Below are 14,816 nucleotides of genomic sequence, written 5' to 3'. Positions count from 1 at the left end.
ATGGGCGGCGTTCAGCCCTGCCCGGCGCTCCCGCCGACGCCGGCGGGGGGTACGGCAACTTCCGGATGCTTGGGGGCATGGGTGCACCCCCATGCGGGGCCGAGATCGCGCAGGCCCGCCTCGATGCACTCGACTTCAAGCCGCACCTCGGCACCGCCGGAGAAGGTGAGATAGACGAAGCCCGAGGGCAGGTCGCCGGGCATGAAGGTGACGGCGAGCAGGTTGAGCACGCCGGTGCGCTGCGCCTCTTCCATGCCGCGGCACTTCACGTCGCGCACCCGCTCGAAATGCAGGCCGGTGCGGCGGCGGACGGTCTCGTTGGCGACGACCTTCTGGTCCCAGTCGAAGCGGTTCAGCACCAGGGCGAAGCGCTGCAGCCGGGGCAGGAAGCCCATGTCCACCATCTTCACCACCGCATCCTGCAGATGGGCGGAAAAAATGGCGAGGTCTTCCTCGTCGAGGGCGATGAGCTTCAGGTTTTCCATGGCGATGCAGCCTCTTTTGGGCGTGAACCGCAGATAGCGACGCCACCCGCCTGCCGCAAGGGGTTGAGGGGATGAAGGCGTCAGCGCAGCGGGCTGTTCTCCCCTCTCCCCTCGCGGGAGAGGGGTCGGGGGTGAGGGGTTGGCGCGGCAATCCCGACCTTCGGGCAAAAGGCGAAACACCCCTCCCACCAGCCCTCTCCCGCAAGGGAAGAGGGGGCGCGGCCGGCACCGTCACCGGGTCCCGCCGCATCCCGGCGACGCTCAATCGGGGGGCGCACGGGCGGTCGCGTCGGCGTGCTTTGCCGGCAAGGCTGCGCCCTGTAGGTTCGCCCCGAGCGAAGGGGGGACGGGGAATGGGGGCGTTCGGGCTCATGTGGCGGGGGACGAAGCGCACGGTGAAAATCCTGGCGCTGCTGATCTTCGCCGTGGTCGCCACCATCTTCGTGGTGCGGGCGGTGGATTCCCAGCGCGGCCCGCCGCTGGAGCGCTGGCACACCTACCATCCCCCGGAGATGAGCCGCAGCGCCATCGCGAGCGCGGACCTTGCCGCCTACATGGCCGCCGAGGACAAGGCCTTCGCCGGCGTGAAGGCCAATGTGACCGACAAGGTGGACCCGGAGGACCGCGTCCGCTTCAACCGCTATTTCGCCGCGAGCCCCATCTATCCGCCCGGCTTCGCGCAGGATTTCAACCGCACCTACGTGCTTCAGCCGAAAGGCGAGCCCGCCGGGGCGGCGGTGTTCCTGCACGGGCTCACCGATTCGCCCTACAGCCATCGCCATCTGGCGCAGCTCTATGCGGACCATGGCTTCATCGCCATCGTGCTGCGCCTGCCCGGCCACGGCACGGTGCCGGGGTCGCTGACGCAGATCGGCTACGAGGACTGGATCGCCGCCACCCGCCTCGCCATGCGCGAGGCCCGCAAGCGCGTGGGGCCGGGCAAGCCGGTGCACATCGTCGGCTATTCCAATGGTGGCGCGCTGGCGCTGATGCATGCGCTCGATGCGCTGGATGATCCCGGCCTGGTGGCGCCGTCGCGCATCGTGCTCATGTCGCCCATGGTGGGGGTGACGGAGTTCGCCCGCTTCGCCGGCCTCGCGGGCCTGCCGGCCATCTTCCCGGCCTTCGCCAAGGCGGCGTGGCTGAACATCACGCCCGAGTTCAACCCCTTCAAGTACAATTCCTTTCCGGTGCACGCCGCGCGGGAATCCTTCGCGCTCACGCAGGTGCTCCAGGGCAATATCGAGCGTCACGCCCGCTCCGGCCGCCTCACCGGGCTGGCGCCGGTGCTCACCTTCCAGTCTGTACTCGACCACACGGTGAGCGCGCGGGCGGTGATCGAGCAGTTGCACGCCCGGCTGGAGGACAACGGCAGCGAGCTGGTGCTCATCGACATCAACCGCTCCGGCCAGTTCGAGGATCTTTTGAACCGCCGCTCCGACACCGCCATCTCGTCTTTGCTGCCGGCAGCCCCGCGCCGCTTCCGCACCGCCGTCATCGGCAATTCGACGCCGGGTTCATCCGCCACCGTGGTGCGCGAGACGCCGGCCGGCGCGACGGAAGAGACGGTGCGGCCGCTCACCGCCGTCTATCCGGAGGACGTGTATTCCCTCTCCCATGTGGCGGTGCCGTTCCCCCTGTCGGACGGGCTCTACGGGCTCGAGCCCGACCCGGCGGAAAAATTCGGCATCCGCCTCGGCGACATCGCGGCGCGCGGGGAATATGGCGCGCTGGTGGTGGACGTGGACATGCTGGTGCGCATGTCCTCCAACCCCTTCTTCCCCTATCTGGAAGAGCGTGTCGCCGCCGGCCTGCCCCCCGCGCGGGGGCCGTAAGGGCGGCGCGCCCGACATCCGGCTTGTCTGGCGCGCGCGGCTCTGCAAGGGTGCCGCCACGTCAGACGAACGACGTCAGACGAACGACGTCAGAACGAACGATTGGGGACTTCACCGCCATGGGTTTCAAGGGACTTCTCGCCTCCACTGCGCTCCTCGGCACCCTCGCACTGTCCGGCGCGGCCGCCGCCGATCCGGTGAAGGTGGGGCTGGTCTCGACCCTCTCCGGCCCCTCCGCCGTGCTCGGCCAGCACATGCGCGACGGCTTCCTGCTGGCGGTGAAGGAACTGGGCGGCAAGCTCGGCGGGCAGCAGACCGAGGTGATCGTCGTCGATGATGAGCTGAAGCCCGACATCGCCGTGCAGAAGGTGAAGGGCCTGCTTGAGCGCGACAAGGTGGATTTCGTCGCCGGCGTGGTCTTCTCCAACGTGATGGGCGCGGTGGCCAAGCCCGTGACGGCCAACGAGACCTTCCTCATCTCCGGCAATGCCGGCCCCTCCACCATCGCCGGCGCCGGCTGCAGCCCGTTCTTCTTCTCCGCCTCTTACCAGAACGACCAGAACCACGAGGTTCTCGGCAAGTATGCGCAGGATAGACTTGTGCAAGGCAAGGGCTTCAAGAAGGTGGTGCTGATCGCCCCCAACTATCAAGCGGGCAAGGATTCGCTGGCCGGCTTCAAGCGCTATTACAAGGGCGAGGTGGCCGACGAGATCTACACCCAGCTCGGCCAGCTCGATTTCTCCGCCGAACTGGCCAAGATCGCCGCGGCGAAGCCCGATGCGGTGTTCACCTTCATGCCAGGTGGCATGGGCGTGAACCTCGTGAAGCAGTACCGGCAGGCGGGCCTCGCCGACACCACGCCCTTCCTCTCCGCCTTCACCGTGGACGAGACGACCCTGCCCGCCACCGGCGATGCCGCGCTCGGCTTCTATTCCGGCGCGGCCTGGGCGCCGGACCTCGACACGCCCGCCAACAAGGCGTTCGTCGCCGCCTTCGAGAAGGAATACGGCTACATCCCTGCGCTCTATGCCGCGCAGGGTTATGACGCCGCCAAGCTCATCGACAGCGCGCTGAAGGCCACCGGCGGCAAGACCGCCGACAAGGCCGCCGTGCGCGCGGCGCTGAAGAAGGCGGACTTCCAAAGTGTGCGCGGCAACTTCAAGTTCAACACCAACCAGTTCCCCATCCAGGACTTCTACCTGGTGAAGGTGGGCAAGCGCCCCGACGGCAAGGTGGAGACCATGGTGCAGGAGAAGGTCTTCTCCAACTATGGCGACGCCTACGCGGAAAAGTGCGAGATGAAGTGAGGCTCATCGCGCCCCTCTCCCCTCGAAGTCGGCTGTTGCCGACTTCGACTTTCCCGCCCGAACTCGGCAACGGCCGAGTTCGGGCGGGAGAGGGGCTGGGGGTGAGGGGGAGACCCTCCCCGTCTTGCGCCCTGCCCGGCCGCCCACCCCTCACCCCGGCCCTCTCCCGCAAGGGGAGAGGGAGCGGCACCGGCCATGCGGCGAAGCCGGCCTTTCCCTGCCATAGATTTCCTCTGCATGACCCTCACCCTCTTCCTCGTCCAGATGCTCAACGGGCTCCAGCTCGGCATCCTGCTGTTCCTGGTGGCGGCGGGGCTGACGCTGGTGTTCGGGGTGATGGATGTCATCAATCTCGCCCACGGCGTGCAATACATGCTGGGCGCCTATCTGATGGTGACGGCCACCGCCCTCACCGGCAGCTTCTGGCTGGGCCTGCCGCTGGCGCTCGCCGCCGCTTTGGTGCTGGGGCTGCTGCTGGAGCGGCTCGTCATCCGCCAGCTCTACGGGCGGGACCATCTCGATCAGGTGCTGGCCACCTTCGGCATCATCCTGTTCGTGAGCGAGGCGGTGCGCATGGTGTGGGGCTCGGCGCCCCTCGCCATCCCCATGCCTGAGGCGCTGTCGGGCTCGGTGCGGCTGATGGACGGGCTGAACTATCCCGTCTACCGCCTCGTCCTCATCGGCGCGGGGCTCGGCGTGGCGGGGCTGCTCTACGTGCTCGTCACCCGCACGCGGGCGGGGATGCTGCTGCGGGCGGGGGCGACGAACGCGCCCATGGTGTCGGCGCTGGGCGTGGACATCAATGCGCTGTTCGCCCGCATCTTCGCGTTCGGTGCCATGCTCGCCGCCTTCGCCGGGGCCATGGCGGGGCCGATCCTCTCGGTGGAGCCGGGGATGGGGGACAATCTCCTCATCCTCGCCTTCGTGGTCATCGTCATCGGCGGCATCGGCTCCATGCGCGGGGCGTTCGTGGCGGCGCTGCTGGTGGGGCTCATCGACACGCTGGGCCGCTCGTTCCTCACCGACATTCTCAAGCTCGTCCTGTCCGCGTCCGCCGCCAGCGCGGCCGGGCCGGCGCTCGCCTCCATGAGCGTCTATGTGCTGATGGCGGCCATCCTCTTCTTCCGCCCGCGCGGCCTGTTCCCGGCGCCGGCATGACCCGCGCCCTCCTCGCCCTCGTCACGTTCGCGGCGCTCGCCGCCGTGCCGGCCTTCGCCGACACCGCGATGCTGACGCTGGTGGCGCGCGCCATGATCTTCGCCCTTGCCGCGGTGAGCCTCGGCTTCATCCTGGGGCAGGGCGGGCTCGTCTCCTTCGGCCATGCGGCCACCATGGGCATCGGCGCCTATGCGGTCGGCATTTTGATGGAGGAGGGCGTGCGCGATGCCCTCGTCTCCTTCCCCGTGGCCATGGCAGCGGCCGGCCTGTTCGCGCTGGTGACGGGGGCGATCTCGCTGCGCACGCGCGGCGTCTATTTCATCATGATCACGCTGGCCTTCGGGCAGATGGCCTTCTTCGTCACCCAGAGCCTGTCGGCCTATGGCGGCGACGACGGCCTGACGCTCGCCGCCCGCTCCACCGTGGCGGGGATGCGCTGGCTGAAGGATCCGAAGACCTTCCATTACGTGGTGCTCGGCCTCCTCGCGTTCACTGTCCTTGTCTCGACCATGCTGGCGCGCTCCCCCTTCGGCCGGGTGCTGGCGGCAGGACGGGACAATGAGCGGCGGCTGCGCGCGCTGGGGGTGGACCCCTATGCCTATCGGCTCGTGGCCTATGTCATCGCCGGCGCTTTCGCCGGGCTCGCCGGCGCGCTCTATGCCAATCTCACCGAATTCGTGAGCCCGGCCTATCTCTCCTGGCACCGTTCGGCGGAATTCATCGTCATGGTGGTCGCCGGCGGACCTTTGAGCGCCCTCGGCCCCGTGCTCGGCGCGCTGGGCGTGGTGCTGCTGGAGGATGGGCTCGCGCACCTCACCGAGCATTGGCGCATCATCTTCGGCCCGCTGCTGGTGCTGCTGGTGCTGGCACGGGGCGGCATCGCAACCCTGCTCGGGGGGCGGCGCGATGGCTGAGGCGCTGCTCGACATCTCCGGCCTCGCCAAGGCCTATGGCGCGCTGCACGTGACGGCCGGCGTGGACCTCGCGGTGCGGCCCGGCGAGATCCATGCCCTCATCGGCCCCAACGGCGCCGGCAAGACCACCCTCGTCGGCCAGATCGCCGGCGAGGTGATGCCCGATGCCGGCACCGTCCGCTTCGACGGGGCGGACATCACGCGTCTGCCGGTGCACTGCCGGGCACGGCTGGGCCTCGCGCGGGCGTTCCAGATCACCTCCATCTTCCCCCGCTTCACCGCGCTGGAGCACGCGGCGCTCGCCGTGATGGCGGCGCGCGGGCGCACCTTCCGCCTGTTGCGTCCCGCGTCCTCCGATCGCGCGGCGCGGGAGGAAGCGGCGGGCCTGCTCGAAGAGGTGGGCCTCGCCCCCCGCGCCGGGGTGGCCGCGGCCGCCCTCAGCCATGGCGAGAAGCGGGCGCTGGAACTCGCCATGGCGCTGGCCGCCCGGCCGCGCCTGATGCTGCTGGACGAGCCCATGGCCGGCACCGGCCCGGCGGAATCCGCCGCCATGGTGGCGCTGCTCACCCGCCTCAAGGGCCGCTGCGCCATCCTTCTGGTGGAGCACGACATGGACGCGGTGTTCCGCCTCGCCGACCGCATCAGCGTGCTGGTCGCCGGCCGCATCATCGCCTGCGGCACGCCGGACGCCGTGCGCGCCGACGCCGCCGTCCGCGCCGCCTATCTCGGGGACGGCGCATGAGCGCGCCGCTCCTCACCATTGCGGGGCTCACCGCCGGATATGGCGGCACGCCGGCCCTGTTCGGCGTCGACCTTTCCGTGCCTGCGGGCGGCGCGCTGGCGCTGGTGGGCCGCAACGGCATGGGCAAGACGACGACGATCCGCGCCCTGATGAGCCTTCTGCCGCCGAGCGGCGGCACGCTGATCTTCGACGGCGTGGCCTTGCGCGGGCTGAAGCCCCACCGCATCGCCCGCCTCGGCCTCGGTCTTGTGCCCGAGGGGCGGCAGATTTTCCCCACGCTGACCGTGGAGGAAAACCTCGTCGCCACCGCCACCCCCGGCCGCTCCGGTCTGCCGCCGTGGACGCTGGAGCGCGTCTATGGGCTGTTCCCGCGCCTCGCCGAGCGGCGCCGCAACTATGGCAACCGCCTCTCCGGCGGCGAGCAGCAGATGCTCGCTATCGGCCGCGCGCTGATGACCAATCCGCGCCTCCTCATCCTGGACGAGGCGACGGAAGGGCTGGCCCCGCTCATCCGCGCGGAGATCTGGGCGGTGCTGTCGGTGCTGAAGGGGGAGGGGCTGTCGCTGATCGTCGTCGACAAGCACGTCTCGGCGCTGGCGGGGGTGTGCGATCAGGTGGCGGTGATGGAGAAGGGCCGGGTGGTCCACACCGGCGGGGCTGCGGATTTCGCAGGGGATGCCGGGCTGGTGGGGCGCTTTCTAGGGGTGTGAGCGGGCGGCAGCGACGCGATCCCTTTTCCCCGACAGCGAGGGCGCAGCCGGAGCGCCAGGCTTGTCCTGTGCGCGCGTCATCGCCCGGCTTGTCCGGGCGATCCATCCCTCCGCTGGCGCGCTGTCCGAAAGTCCGACCTGGCCCTCCGTGGATAGCCCGAACAAGCCGGGCGATGACGGTGTGGTGGTAGCGGAGTTCAGGGGCCGGGCTCCCGGCTTTCGCAGATCGCGCCAAGCGGCGCCGTTCCCCCTCACCCCGACCCTCTCCCGCGAGGGGAGAGGGAGGCAAACGGCGACGGGGCGCGGGGATATCAGGCTGTCGTTCCGCACGCCGAGTGGGATGCATCCCGTCGCCATCTTGCGCCGCCGCAACTCCCTCTCCCCTTGCGGGAGAGGGGCTGGGGGTGAGGGGGCAGGCCGGGCTCCGGCCTTCGCAGTCCGCGCCAAGCTTGCCAGAACCCCTCACCCCCAGCCCTCTCTCGCAGGGGAGAGGGAGGCGAGCGGAGCGCCCCCTTACGCCGCGCGGCGCTCGTGCTTTCCTTCGCGCACTTCCTCGATGATCTTGCGGCTGAAGTCTTCCAGATCACCGGGATTGCGGGAGGTGATGACGCCGGCGTCGGTGACGACGGAGGCATCCTCCCAGCGGGCGCCGGCATTCTCCACGTCCGTGCGGATGGACTTGTAGGAGGTCATGCGCTTGCCATTGGCGATGCCTGCTTCCACCAGCAGCCACGGCGCGTGGCAGATGGCGGCGACCGTCTTGCCGGCATCGTAGAAGGACTTGACGAGGGCGATGGCCTCAGGCTCCACCCGCAGCAGGTCCGGGTTGATCTGGCCGCCGGGCAGGACGATGGCGTCGTAATCGCTCTCGCGCGCCTCGGAGAGGGCCTTGTCGACCTTCACCGCGCGGCCCCAGTCCTTCTTGTCCCAGCCCTTGATCTCGCCGGCCTCGGGCGAGACCACATGCACCTGCGCGCCCGCTTCCTTCAGCCGGTCGCGGGGCACTTCCAGCTCGGACTGCTCGAAGCCGTTGGTGGAGAGGATGAGAATGCGCTTGCCGTCCAGTGGACCGGGCATGTGTGCCTCCATCGTTGTGTGATCCTGTGCGGGCGGCCCATGGCCGTGGCCCGCAGATCCGGCGCGCCGCGTGCGGGCCGGTTACAGGGACAATGACGGGGGAGGGGGATCGTTCCGGCGGAGGGCCCAAACGAAAAAGGCCGGCCGAAGCCGTTTCCTCGTCATGCCCGGGCTTGTCCCGGAAGTCAGCTGTTGCCGACTTCCGCCCGCGAGAACGGAACCCGCGAACACGCGGGTTCCGGGCATCCATGTGGTTAGGCCGGGAATGGATTTTCGCACGCCCGCACCATCGGAACGACGTGAATGGCCGGGACAAGCCCGGCCATGACGGCGCGGAGGGAGGGGAGCAAGAGAGCGGCACCCCAAAACGAAAACGGCAGGCCGAAGCCTGCCGTTTGATCGTTGAAGAGGTGCGCCGTTTAGTTGTCGAGGAACGAGCGCAGCTTGCGGCTCCGGCTCGGGTGTTTGAGCTTGCGCAGCGCCTTGGCCTCGATCTGGCGGATACGCTCGCGCGTTACGGAGAACTGCTGGCCGACTTCTTCCAGCGTGTGGTCCGTGTTCATGCCGATGCCGAAGCGCATGCGCAGCACGCGCTCCTCGCGGGGGGTGAGGGAGGCCAGCACCCGGGTCGTCGTCTCGCGCAGATTGCTCTGGATCGCCGCGTCGATGGGCAGGATGGCGTTCTTGTCCTCGATGAAGTCGCCGAGGTGCGAATCCTCCTCGTCGCCGATGGGCGTTTCGAGGGAGATGGGCTCCTTCGCGATCTTCAGCACCTTGCGCACCTTCTCCAGCGGCATGCCGAGCTTCTCGGCCAGCTCCTCGGGAGTGGGCTCGCGGCCGATCTCGTGCAGCATCTGCCTCGAGGTGCGGACGATCTTGTTGATCGTCTCGATCATGTGGACCGGGATGCGGATGGTCCGCGCCTGGTCGGCGATCGAGCGGGTGATGGCCTGCCGGATCCACCACGTGGCGTAGGTGGAGAACTTGTAGCCGCGGCGGTACTCGAACTTGTCCACCGCCTTCATGAGGCCGATGTTGCCCTCCTGGATGAGGTCCAGGAATTGCAAGCCGCGGTTGGTGTACTTCTTGGCGATGGAGATGACGAGGCGCAGGTTCGCCTCCACCATTTCCTTCTTGGCCTGGCGGGCTTCCTTCTCGCCCTTCTGCACCATCTGCACGATCTTGCGGAACTCGGCGATCTCCAGCCCCGTCTCGGTGGCGAGGGCGTGGATGTCGCCGCGGATCTCGTGGATGGTGTCCTTCTCGTGGGCGACGAAGCCCTTCCAGCCCCGCGTGCCGAGCTTGGAGATGCGCAGCACCCACTTGGGGTCCAGCTCCGCGCCCATGTAGTTCTTCAGGAAGTCGTCGCGGGAGACGCCGTAGCTGTCGGCGAGACGCAGCAGGCGGCCCTCATAGCCCACGAGGCGCTTGTTGATCTCGTAGAGCTGCTCCACCAGCGCGTCGATGCGGGCCTGGTTGAGCGACAGGCTCTTCACGTCGCCGACCAGCTCTTCCTTGAGCTTCTTCGCCTTGCGCTCCTGCGCGGGCGAGAGGGTCTCGTTCTTGAGCTTGGACTCGACGTTCTGGTCCTGCAGCCGGCGCAGCTTGGTGTAGCTGGAATGGATGCGGTCAAAGGTCTCCACCACCTTCGGCTTGATCTCCGCCTCCATGGCGGCGAGCGACATGGAATTCTCCATGTCGTCCTCTTCGCCATCGGGGCCGGCGCCGTCGCCGAGCAGGCCGTCCTCGCCCGCCTCGGGGGCGAGCGCCGCTTCCTCGCCGAGGGCCGCGGGCGGGTTCTTGCCCTCGGGGCCGGCGTAGGTGGCTTCGAGATCGATGATGTCGCGCAGCAGCACGCGGCCTTCGGTCAGCTCGTCGCGCCAGATGATGATGGCCTGGAACGTCAGCGGGCTCTCGCACAGGCCGGCGATCATGGCCTCGCGGCCGGCCTCGATGCGCTTGGCGATGGCGATCTCGCCCTCGCGGGAGAGCAGCTCCACCGAGCCCATCTCGCGCAGGTACATGCGCACCGGGTCGTCGGTGCGCTCGGCCGGCTCGGACTTGGTCTCGGCGCGGGCGACGGCGCGCGGGGCGGGCTCGGCGAGTTCGCCGCCTTCGGCCTCTTCCGGCTCTTCCGGCGTCTCGGCTTCCTCGCTGCCCTCTTCGGCCTCGGCTTCCTCGGCCTCGATGACATTGATGCCCATGTCATTGAGCATCGCCAGCGTGTCCTCGATCTGCTCGGAGGTGACTTCCTCGGAAGGCATCACCTCGTTGAGCTGCTCGTAGGTCACGTAGCCGCGCCGCTTGGCGTTCTTGATCATCTTCCGCACAGCGGCGTCGGACAGGTCGAGCAACGGCCCGTCGGGGGCGTCGGTCTCCTTCTCCGGGGCCTCTGTGGCTTCGGAAGATTGCTTCGCCATCGACTTCTCCTGCTGATCCCGCCGATTTCCAACAGCAGAACGGCGGCGCGGCTCCTCTGCCTCGCCACCTTTTGCCCTTGAACCCGGGAGCGGCCTTTTTGACGCCATCCCGTTAAACCAGCCTGAACGCGCTTCCAACCCCTATGGTCGTCGGCGGCAGGCTGCCTTCCGTCCCGTGGGCCGAAGCTTCGGCATGCACCCGCCCTGCGGGCCATGCCAGACGCTCTTGGCCAAATTGTGCCGCTCCGGCTTGCGCGCCCTTAAAGGGACCGCACGGCCGAACGACCCGAAGATGCACCGAACCCTTCCACCAGCGCCTCGGTCCCCTCGATCGCCGACAGGCGCTCGCGGACGTCCCTCAACCAGGCGAAATTGACCTCGCTGGGATCTTCCCCCAGCGTGCGCTCGGCTTCCTTCAGCTCTCTAGATAGCGCGTGAGCCTTGCGATGCAAGGCCGTGCGCTGATGCCACCAGAGCCGAACATCGGCTTCTGCGGTATCCGAATAGGCTGGCCAGTCGTGTCGGGGGTTGGCGAGGGCCTTCACCCGGCGCGTCAGGGCATCCAGATCGGAGCGGCCGAGCTGCTCGGCGAGGGCCTCCGCATCCAGCCCCTCCAGGTGCGCCTCGATGAGCGCGCGGCGCAGCCGGTCGGCCTCCGGATTGGCGAGGGGCAGGCTCGACACCTCCTCGCCCGCCTCGTCCAAAAGGAAGGGGTGGTTGATGAGGCAGAACAGCAGCAGCGCCTCGTTGCGCGGCAAGGCGGCCATGGGGCCGCGCACCAGCGCGCTCCTTGCAATCTCTTGTCCGCGCGGGGCCAGCGGCGGGGCGGAGGGCTTGCCCGGAAACTTGCCGCCGCGCCCCCGTCCGGGGGTGAAACCGGGCGACCAGCTCTCCCGGCTGCCACCCCCGCGACCGGGTCCGCGCGCGCGATCCGCAGGGGCAACGAGGGCGTTGAATCGGCCCATCAGATCCGCCCGGTAGTGCTTGCGCACCGTCTCGTCGCCGATGGCGTTCACGACCTCGTTCAGCCGGCCTTCCAGGCCCGCCCGACGCTCCGGGGTCTCCAGCGATGCATTTTCGCTCTCCCGCGCCCAGAGTTCCGCCGCGAGAGGGCGCGCCTGCGCCAGAACCTGCTCCATGGCCTCGCGGCCGGAGCGGCGAATCAGGTCGTCCGGGTCCTGACCTTCGGGAAGGGCGGCAAACGACAGGCTGCGCCCGGCCTTCAGATGCGGCAGCGCGAGGTCGATGGCGCGATGGGCGGCGCGCCGGCCGGCCTTGTCCCCGTCGAACAGCAGCAGCGGCTCCTCCGACATGCGCCAGAGCAATTGCAGTTGCTCTTCCGTGAGGGCGGTGCCGAGCGGTGCCACAGCACCGGCAAAGCCCGCCTCCACCATGGCGATGACGTCCACATAGCCTTCCACCGCGATGACGCGGGCGCCCGACTGGGCGGCGGTGCGGGCGGAAAAGCCGTTATAAAGCAGCGAGCCCTTGTGAAAGAGCGGCGTCTCCGGGGAATTGAGGTATTTCGCCGGAACGTCCTTCTCCAGCGCCCGGCCGCCGAAGGCCACCACGCGGCCCTTCAGGTCGGTGATGGGGAACATCACCCGGTCGCGGAAGCGATCGTAGGGGACGGGGATGTCCTCGCCGGAGATGAGCAGGCCCGCCTCCACCATGTCGGCGACGGAAACGCCCTCCTTGCCCAGCACCTCCTTCAGGTTGAAGCGCTCGCCCGCCGCATAGCCGAGGCCGAATCGCTTCTGCGTGGCGGGGCCGATCTCCCGGTCGGCGAGATAGCCGCGCGCCTTGGCGCCGAGGCGCGATTGCAGATTGGCCTCGAAGTGCTTGGCCGCCAGCGCCATCACCTCATAGAGCGTGCGCCGCCGCTGCTCCTTCGCCGCCGCCTCCGGCGTCTCCTGCGGCAGGGACAGGCCCGCCATGGCGGCCAGCCGCTCCACCGCCTCGCCGAAGGAGGCGCCCTCCGTCTCCATCAGGAAATCGAACACGTCGCCGTGCTTGCCGGAGGAGAAGCAGTGGTAGAAGCCTTTCTGGTCATTGACGAAAAAGGACGGCGACTTCTCCGCGTTGAAGGGCGAGAGCCCGGCGAACTCGCGCCCCTGCTTCTTCAGCTTCACCCGACGGCCGACCACCTCCGACACCGGAAGCCGGGCGCGGATCTCGTCGAGAAAGGCGGGTGAAAAGCGCATGGGCAGGCGGAGCCAGCAGTCTGTGAGGGGCGCGGGACGTCGGTCACCCAAAGTCAGGCGCCGGAAGATCAGCCCTTCAGTGTAGCCGGGAATGGGGGGAGGGGGAAACGGGGGGCGGTCGCCACCCCTCTCCCCTTGCGGTTCACCCGGCAGAGCCATCGCTCGAACGGGCGCCGCGCCGGGACGCAGCTCCAGCCTCTCCGCGTCATCGCCCGGCTCGTCCGGGCGATCCACGGTTCGGCCGGGATGGGCTTGCGGACAGTGCGCAGGCTGATGGGTGGATCCCCCGGACGAGCCGGGGGATGACGGTGACCTTCGGCCTCGCACCACCCGCCGGATGCCTGACGGGTATCCCAGCCGGTCCGCGTCATGCCCAGGACACGCCCAGGCATGACGCGGTGAAGGAGCCCCCGCAATCCCCCTTATCCACACCCCTCCCGCAGTCTCCGAATTGTGTCCACAAAGTGGCGCACGCGGTGCGGGCAGGGATGGACCGCCACAGCCCCGCTGGTAAGCTTCACGGTTTCAGCGGGGGTGGCCGACATGGATGCGGTGATCGATTTCCTCAACACCATCTTCTGGGGCTACATCCTGATCTACGGACTGCTGGCGGTGGGCGTGTATTTCACGCTGCGGCTCGGCTTCGTGCAGATCGTCCATTTCCCCGAGATGCTGCGGTCGGTGCTGCGCTCCAACGACACCGATAAATCGGGCATCACGCCGTTCCAGGCCCTGTGCACCTCGCTCGCCTCCCGCGTCGGCACCGGCAACATCGCCGGCGTGGCGGTGGCGCTCACCTTGGGCGGGCCGGGGGCCATCTTCTGGATGTGGGTGGTGGCTGCGCTGGGCATGGCCACCGCCTTCGCCGAGAGCACGCTGGCCCAGCTCTACAAGGTGAAGGACGAGGAGGGACGCTATCGCGGCGGTCCGGCCTTCTACATCGCCCACGGCCTCAAGGCCTCGTGGGCGGGCGGGCTGTTCTCGGTCTGCCTCATCATCTCGTTCGGCCTCGTCTTCAACGCGGTGCAGGCCAATTCCATCGCCGATGCGGTGGAGGGCGCCTTTGGCGTGCCCAAGCTCGGCACCGGGCTGGTGGTGGCGCTCATGTCCGGCGTCATCATCTTCGGCGGCATCGCCACCATCGCCCGCACCGCCGAATTCGTGGTGCCCTTCATGGCCCTCGCCTATGTCGGCCTCGCCTTCTACGCCCTCGCCACCCACATCACCCTGGTGCCCGGCATCCTCGCCCACATCGTCGGCAGCGCCTTCGGCGTCGGCGCGGCGGCGGGCGGGGTGGCCGGCTCGGTGGCGGCGGCCATGATGAACGGGGTGAAGCGCGGCCTGTTCTCCAACGAGGCCGGCATGGGCAGCGCCCCCAACATCGCCGCCGTGGCGACGCCTGATCCGCACCACCCGGTGAGCCAGGGCTTCGTGCAGTCGCTGGGGGTGTTCATCGACACCATCGTCATCTGCACCGCCACCGCGCTGCTCATTCTCCTGTCGGAGGTGGTGCCCTCGGCGGAACTCACCGGAACCCAGCTCACCCAGGCCGCGCTGGAAGTGCATGTGGGGTGGCTCGGGCGCTATTTCGTGGCCATCGCCATCTTCTTCTTCGCCTTCACCTCCATCATCGGCAATTACTCCTACGCCGAAAACGCGCTGGTCTTCCTCGGCCACGGCCATGTCTCGGGCGTCGTCATCCTGCGCGTCGCGCTGCTGGCCATGGTGGTGTGGGGATCGCTGCAGAGCGTCGCCACCGTGTTCAATACGGCGGACGCCTCCATGGGGCTGATGGCCTCCATCAACCTTGTCGCCATCGTCCTGCTCTCGGGTACGGTGGTGCGGCTGACGCAGGACTACATTGCGCAGCGGAAGGCGGGGAAGGAGCCGGTGTTCGTCGCTGACGAGATGGCCGACCTGCCGCCCGGCGTCGACCGGAAGATCTGGAGCCGGAAATAGAAAAA

At 68.6% G+C, this 14,816-nt stretch carries 11 protein-coding genes; 7 read left to right on the top strand and 4 right to left on the bottom strand.

Annotation, left to right across the window (positions count from 1 at the left end):
* Positions 1-11 precede the first annotated feature (11 nt).
* Positions 12-485, bottom strand: coding sequence for a DUF2948 family protein (locus tag XAN126_RS0117870; protein WP_024279949.1), 474 nt, complete (start codon positions 483-485; stop codon positions 12-14).
* A 353-nt stretch (positions 486-838) separates the two neighbouring features.
* Here XAN126_RS0117870 and XAN126_RS0117865 point away from each other — a divergent pair, with 353 nt between their 5' ends.
* The 6 genes from XAN126_RS0117865 to XAN126_RS0117840 all read left to right on the top strand — a co-directional run bounded on the left by XAN126_RS0117865 (position 839) and on the right by XAN126_RS0117840 (position 7,151).
* Positions 839-2,320 carry an alpha/beta fold hydrolase gene (locus tag XAN126_RS0117865; protein ID WP_081762682.1) on the top strand — a complete coding sequence of 494 codons (1,482 nt, stop codon included), beginning with the start codon at positions 839-841 and terminating at the stop codon, positions 2,318-2,320.
* Between the two features lie 119 nt (positions 2,321-2,439).
* A complete protein-coding gene (locus tag XAN126_RS0117860) occupies positions 2,440-3,627 on the top strand; it encodes an ABC transporter substrate-binding protein (RefSeq protein ID WP_024279947.1) in 1,188 nt (395 codons plus the stop codon).
* Positions 3,628-3,864: 237 nt separating this feature from the next.
* Entirely contained in the window at positions 3,865-4,785 is a 921-nt protein-coding gene (locus XAN126_RS0117855; protein WP_024279946.1) for a branched-chain amino acid ABC transporter permease, read from the top strand.
* On the top strand, positions 4,782-5,699 hold the full coding sequence (locus XAN126_RS0117850; protein WP_024279945.1) for a branched-chain amino acid ABC transporter permease: 918 nt from the start codon (positions 4,782-4,784) through the stop codon (positions 5,697-5,699). The genes XAN126_RS0117855 and XAN126_RS0117850 overlap by 4 nt, the downstream gene beginning before the upstream one ends.
* Positions 5,692-6,441 carry an ABC transporter ATP-binding protein gene (locus tag XAN126_RS0117845; protein WP_024279944.1) on the top strand — a complete coding sequence of 250 codons (750 nt, stop codon included), beginning with the start codon at positions 5,692-5,694 and terminating at the stop codon, positions 6,439-6,441. Before XAN126_RS0117850 ends, XAN126_RS0117845 begins: the two co-directional genes overlap by 8 nt.
* Positions 6,438-7,151, top strand: coding sequence for an ABC transporter ATP-binding protein (locus XAN126_RS0117840; RefSeq protein ID WP_024279943.1), 714 nt, complete (start codon positions 6,438-6,440; stop codon positions 7,149-7,151). The genes XAN126_RS0117845 and XAN126_RS0117840 overlap by 4 nt, the downstream gene beginning before the upstream one ends.
* A gap of 513 nt (positions 7,152-7,664) precedes the next feature.
* On the opposite strand, the gene XAN126_RS0117835 is transcribed toward XAN126_RS0117840, so the two are convergent.
* From XAN126_RS0117835 to dnaG, 3 genes are all read right to left on the bottom strand, one after another.
* Positions 7,665-8,228 (bottom strand): type 1 glutamine amidotransferase domain-containing protein, encoded by a 564-nt coding sequence (locus XAN126_RS0117835; protein ID WP_024279942.1) that lies wholly within the window; start codon positions 8,226-8,228, stop codon positions 7,665-7,667.
* Positions 8,229-8,647: 419 nt separating this feature from the next.
* A complete protein-coding gene (gene rpoD / locus XAN126_RS0117830; RefSeq protein WP_024279941.1) occupies positions 8,648-10,648 on the bottom strand; it encodes an RNA polymerase sigma factor RpoD in 2,001 nt (666 codons plus the stop codon).
* 260 nt (positions 10,649-10,908) lie between these two features.
* Positions 10,909-12,852 (bottom strand): DNA primase, encoded by a 1,944-nt coding sequence (gene dnaG, locus XAN126_RS0117825; protein WP_024279940.1) that lies wholly within the window; start codon positions 12,850-12,852, stop codon positions 10,909-10,911.
* Between the two features lie 543 nt (positions 12,853-13,395).
* On the opposite strand from dnaG, the gene XAN126_RS0117820 reads away from it, so the two are divergent.
* Positions 13,396-14,811, top strand: a complete 1,416-nt coding sequence (locus tag XAN126_RS0117820; RefSeq protein ID WP_024279939.1) for an alanine/glycine:cation symporter family protein — start codon at positions 13,396-13,398, stop codon at positions 14,809-14,811.
* Positions 14,812-14,816: the final 5 nt, after the last annotated feature.

The sequence above is a fragment of the Xanthobacter sp. 126 genome, from assembly GCF_000526175.1.
GTDB lineage: Bacteria > Pseudomonadota > Alphaproteobacteria > Rhizobiales > Xanthobacteraceae > Xanthobacter > Xanthobacter aminoxidans.
Note: the sequence above shows the minus strand (reverse complement) of the source record. Positions and strands in the feature narration are given on the sequence as shown.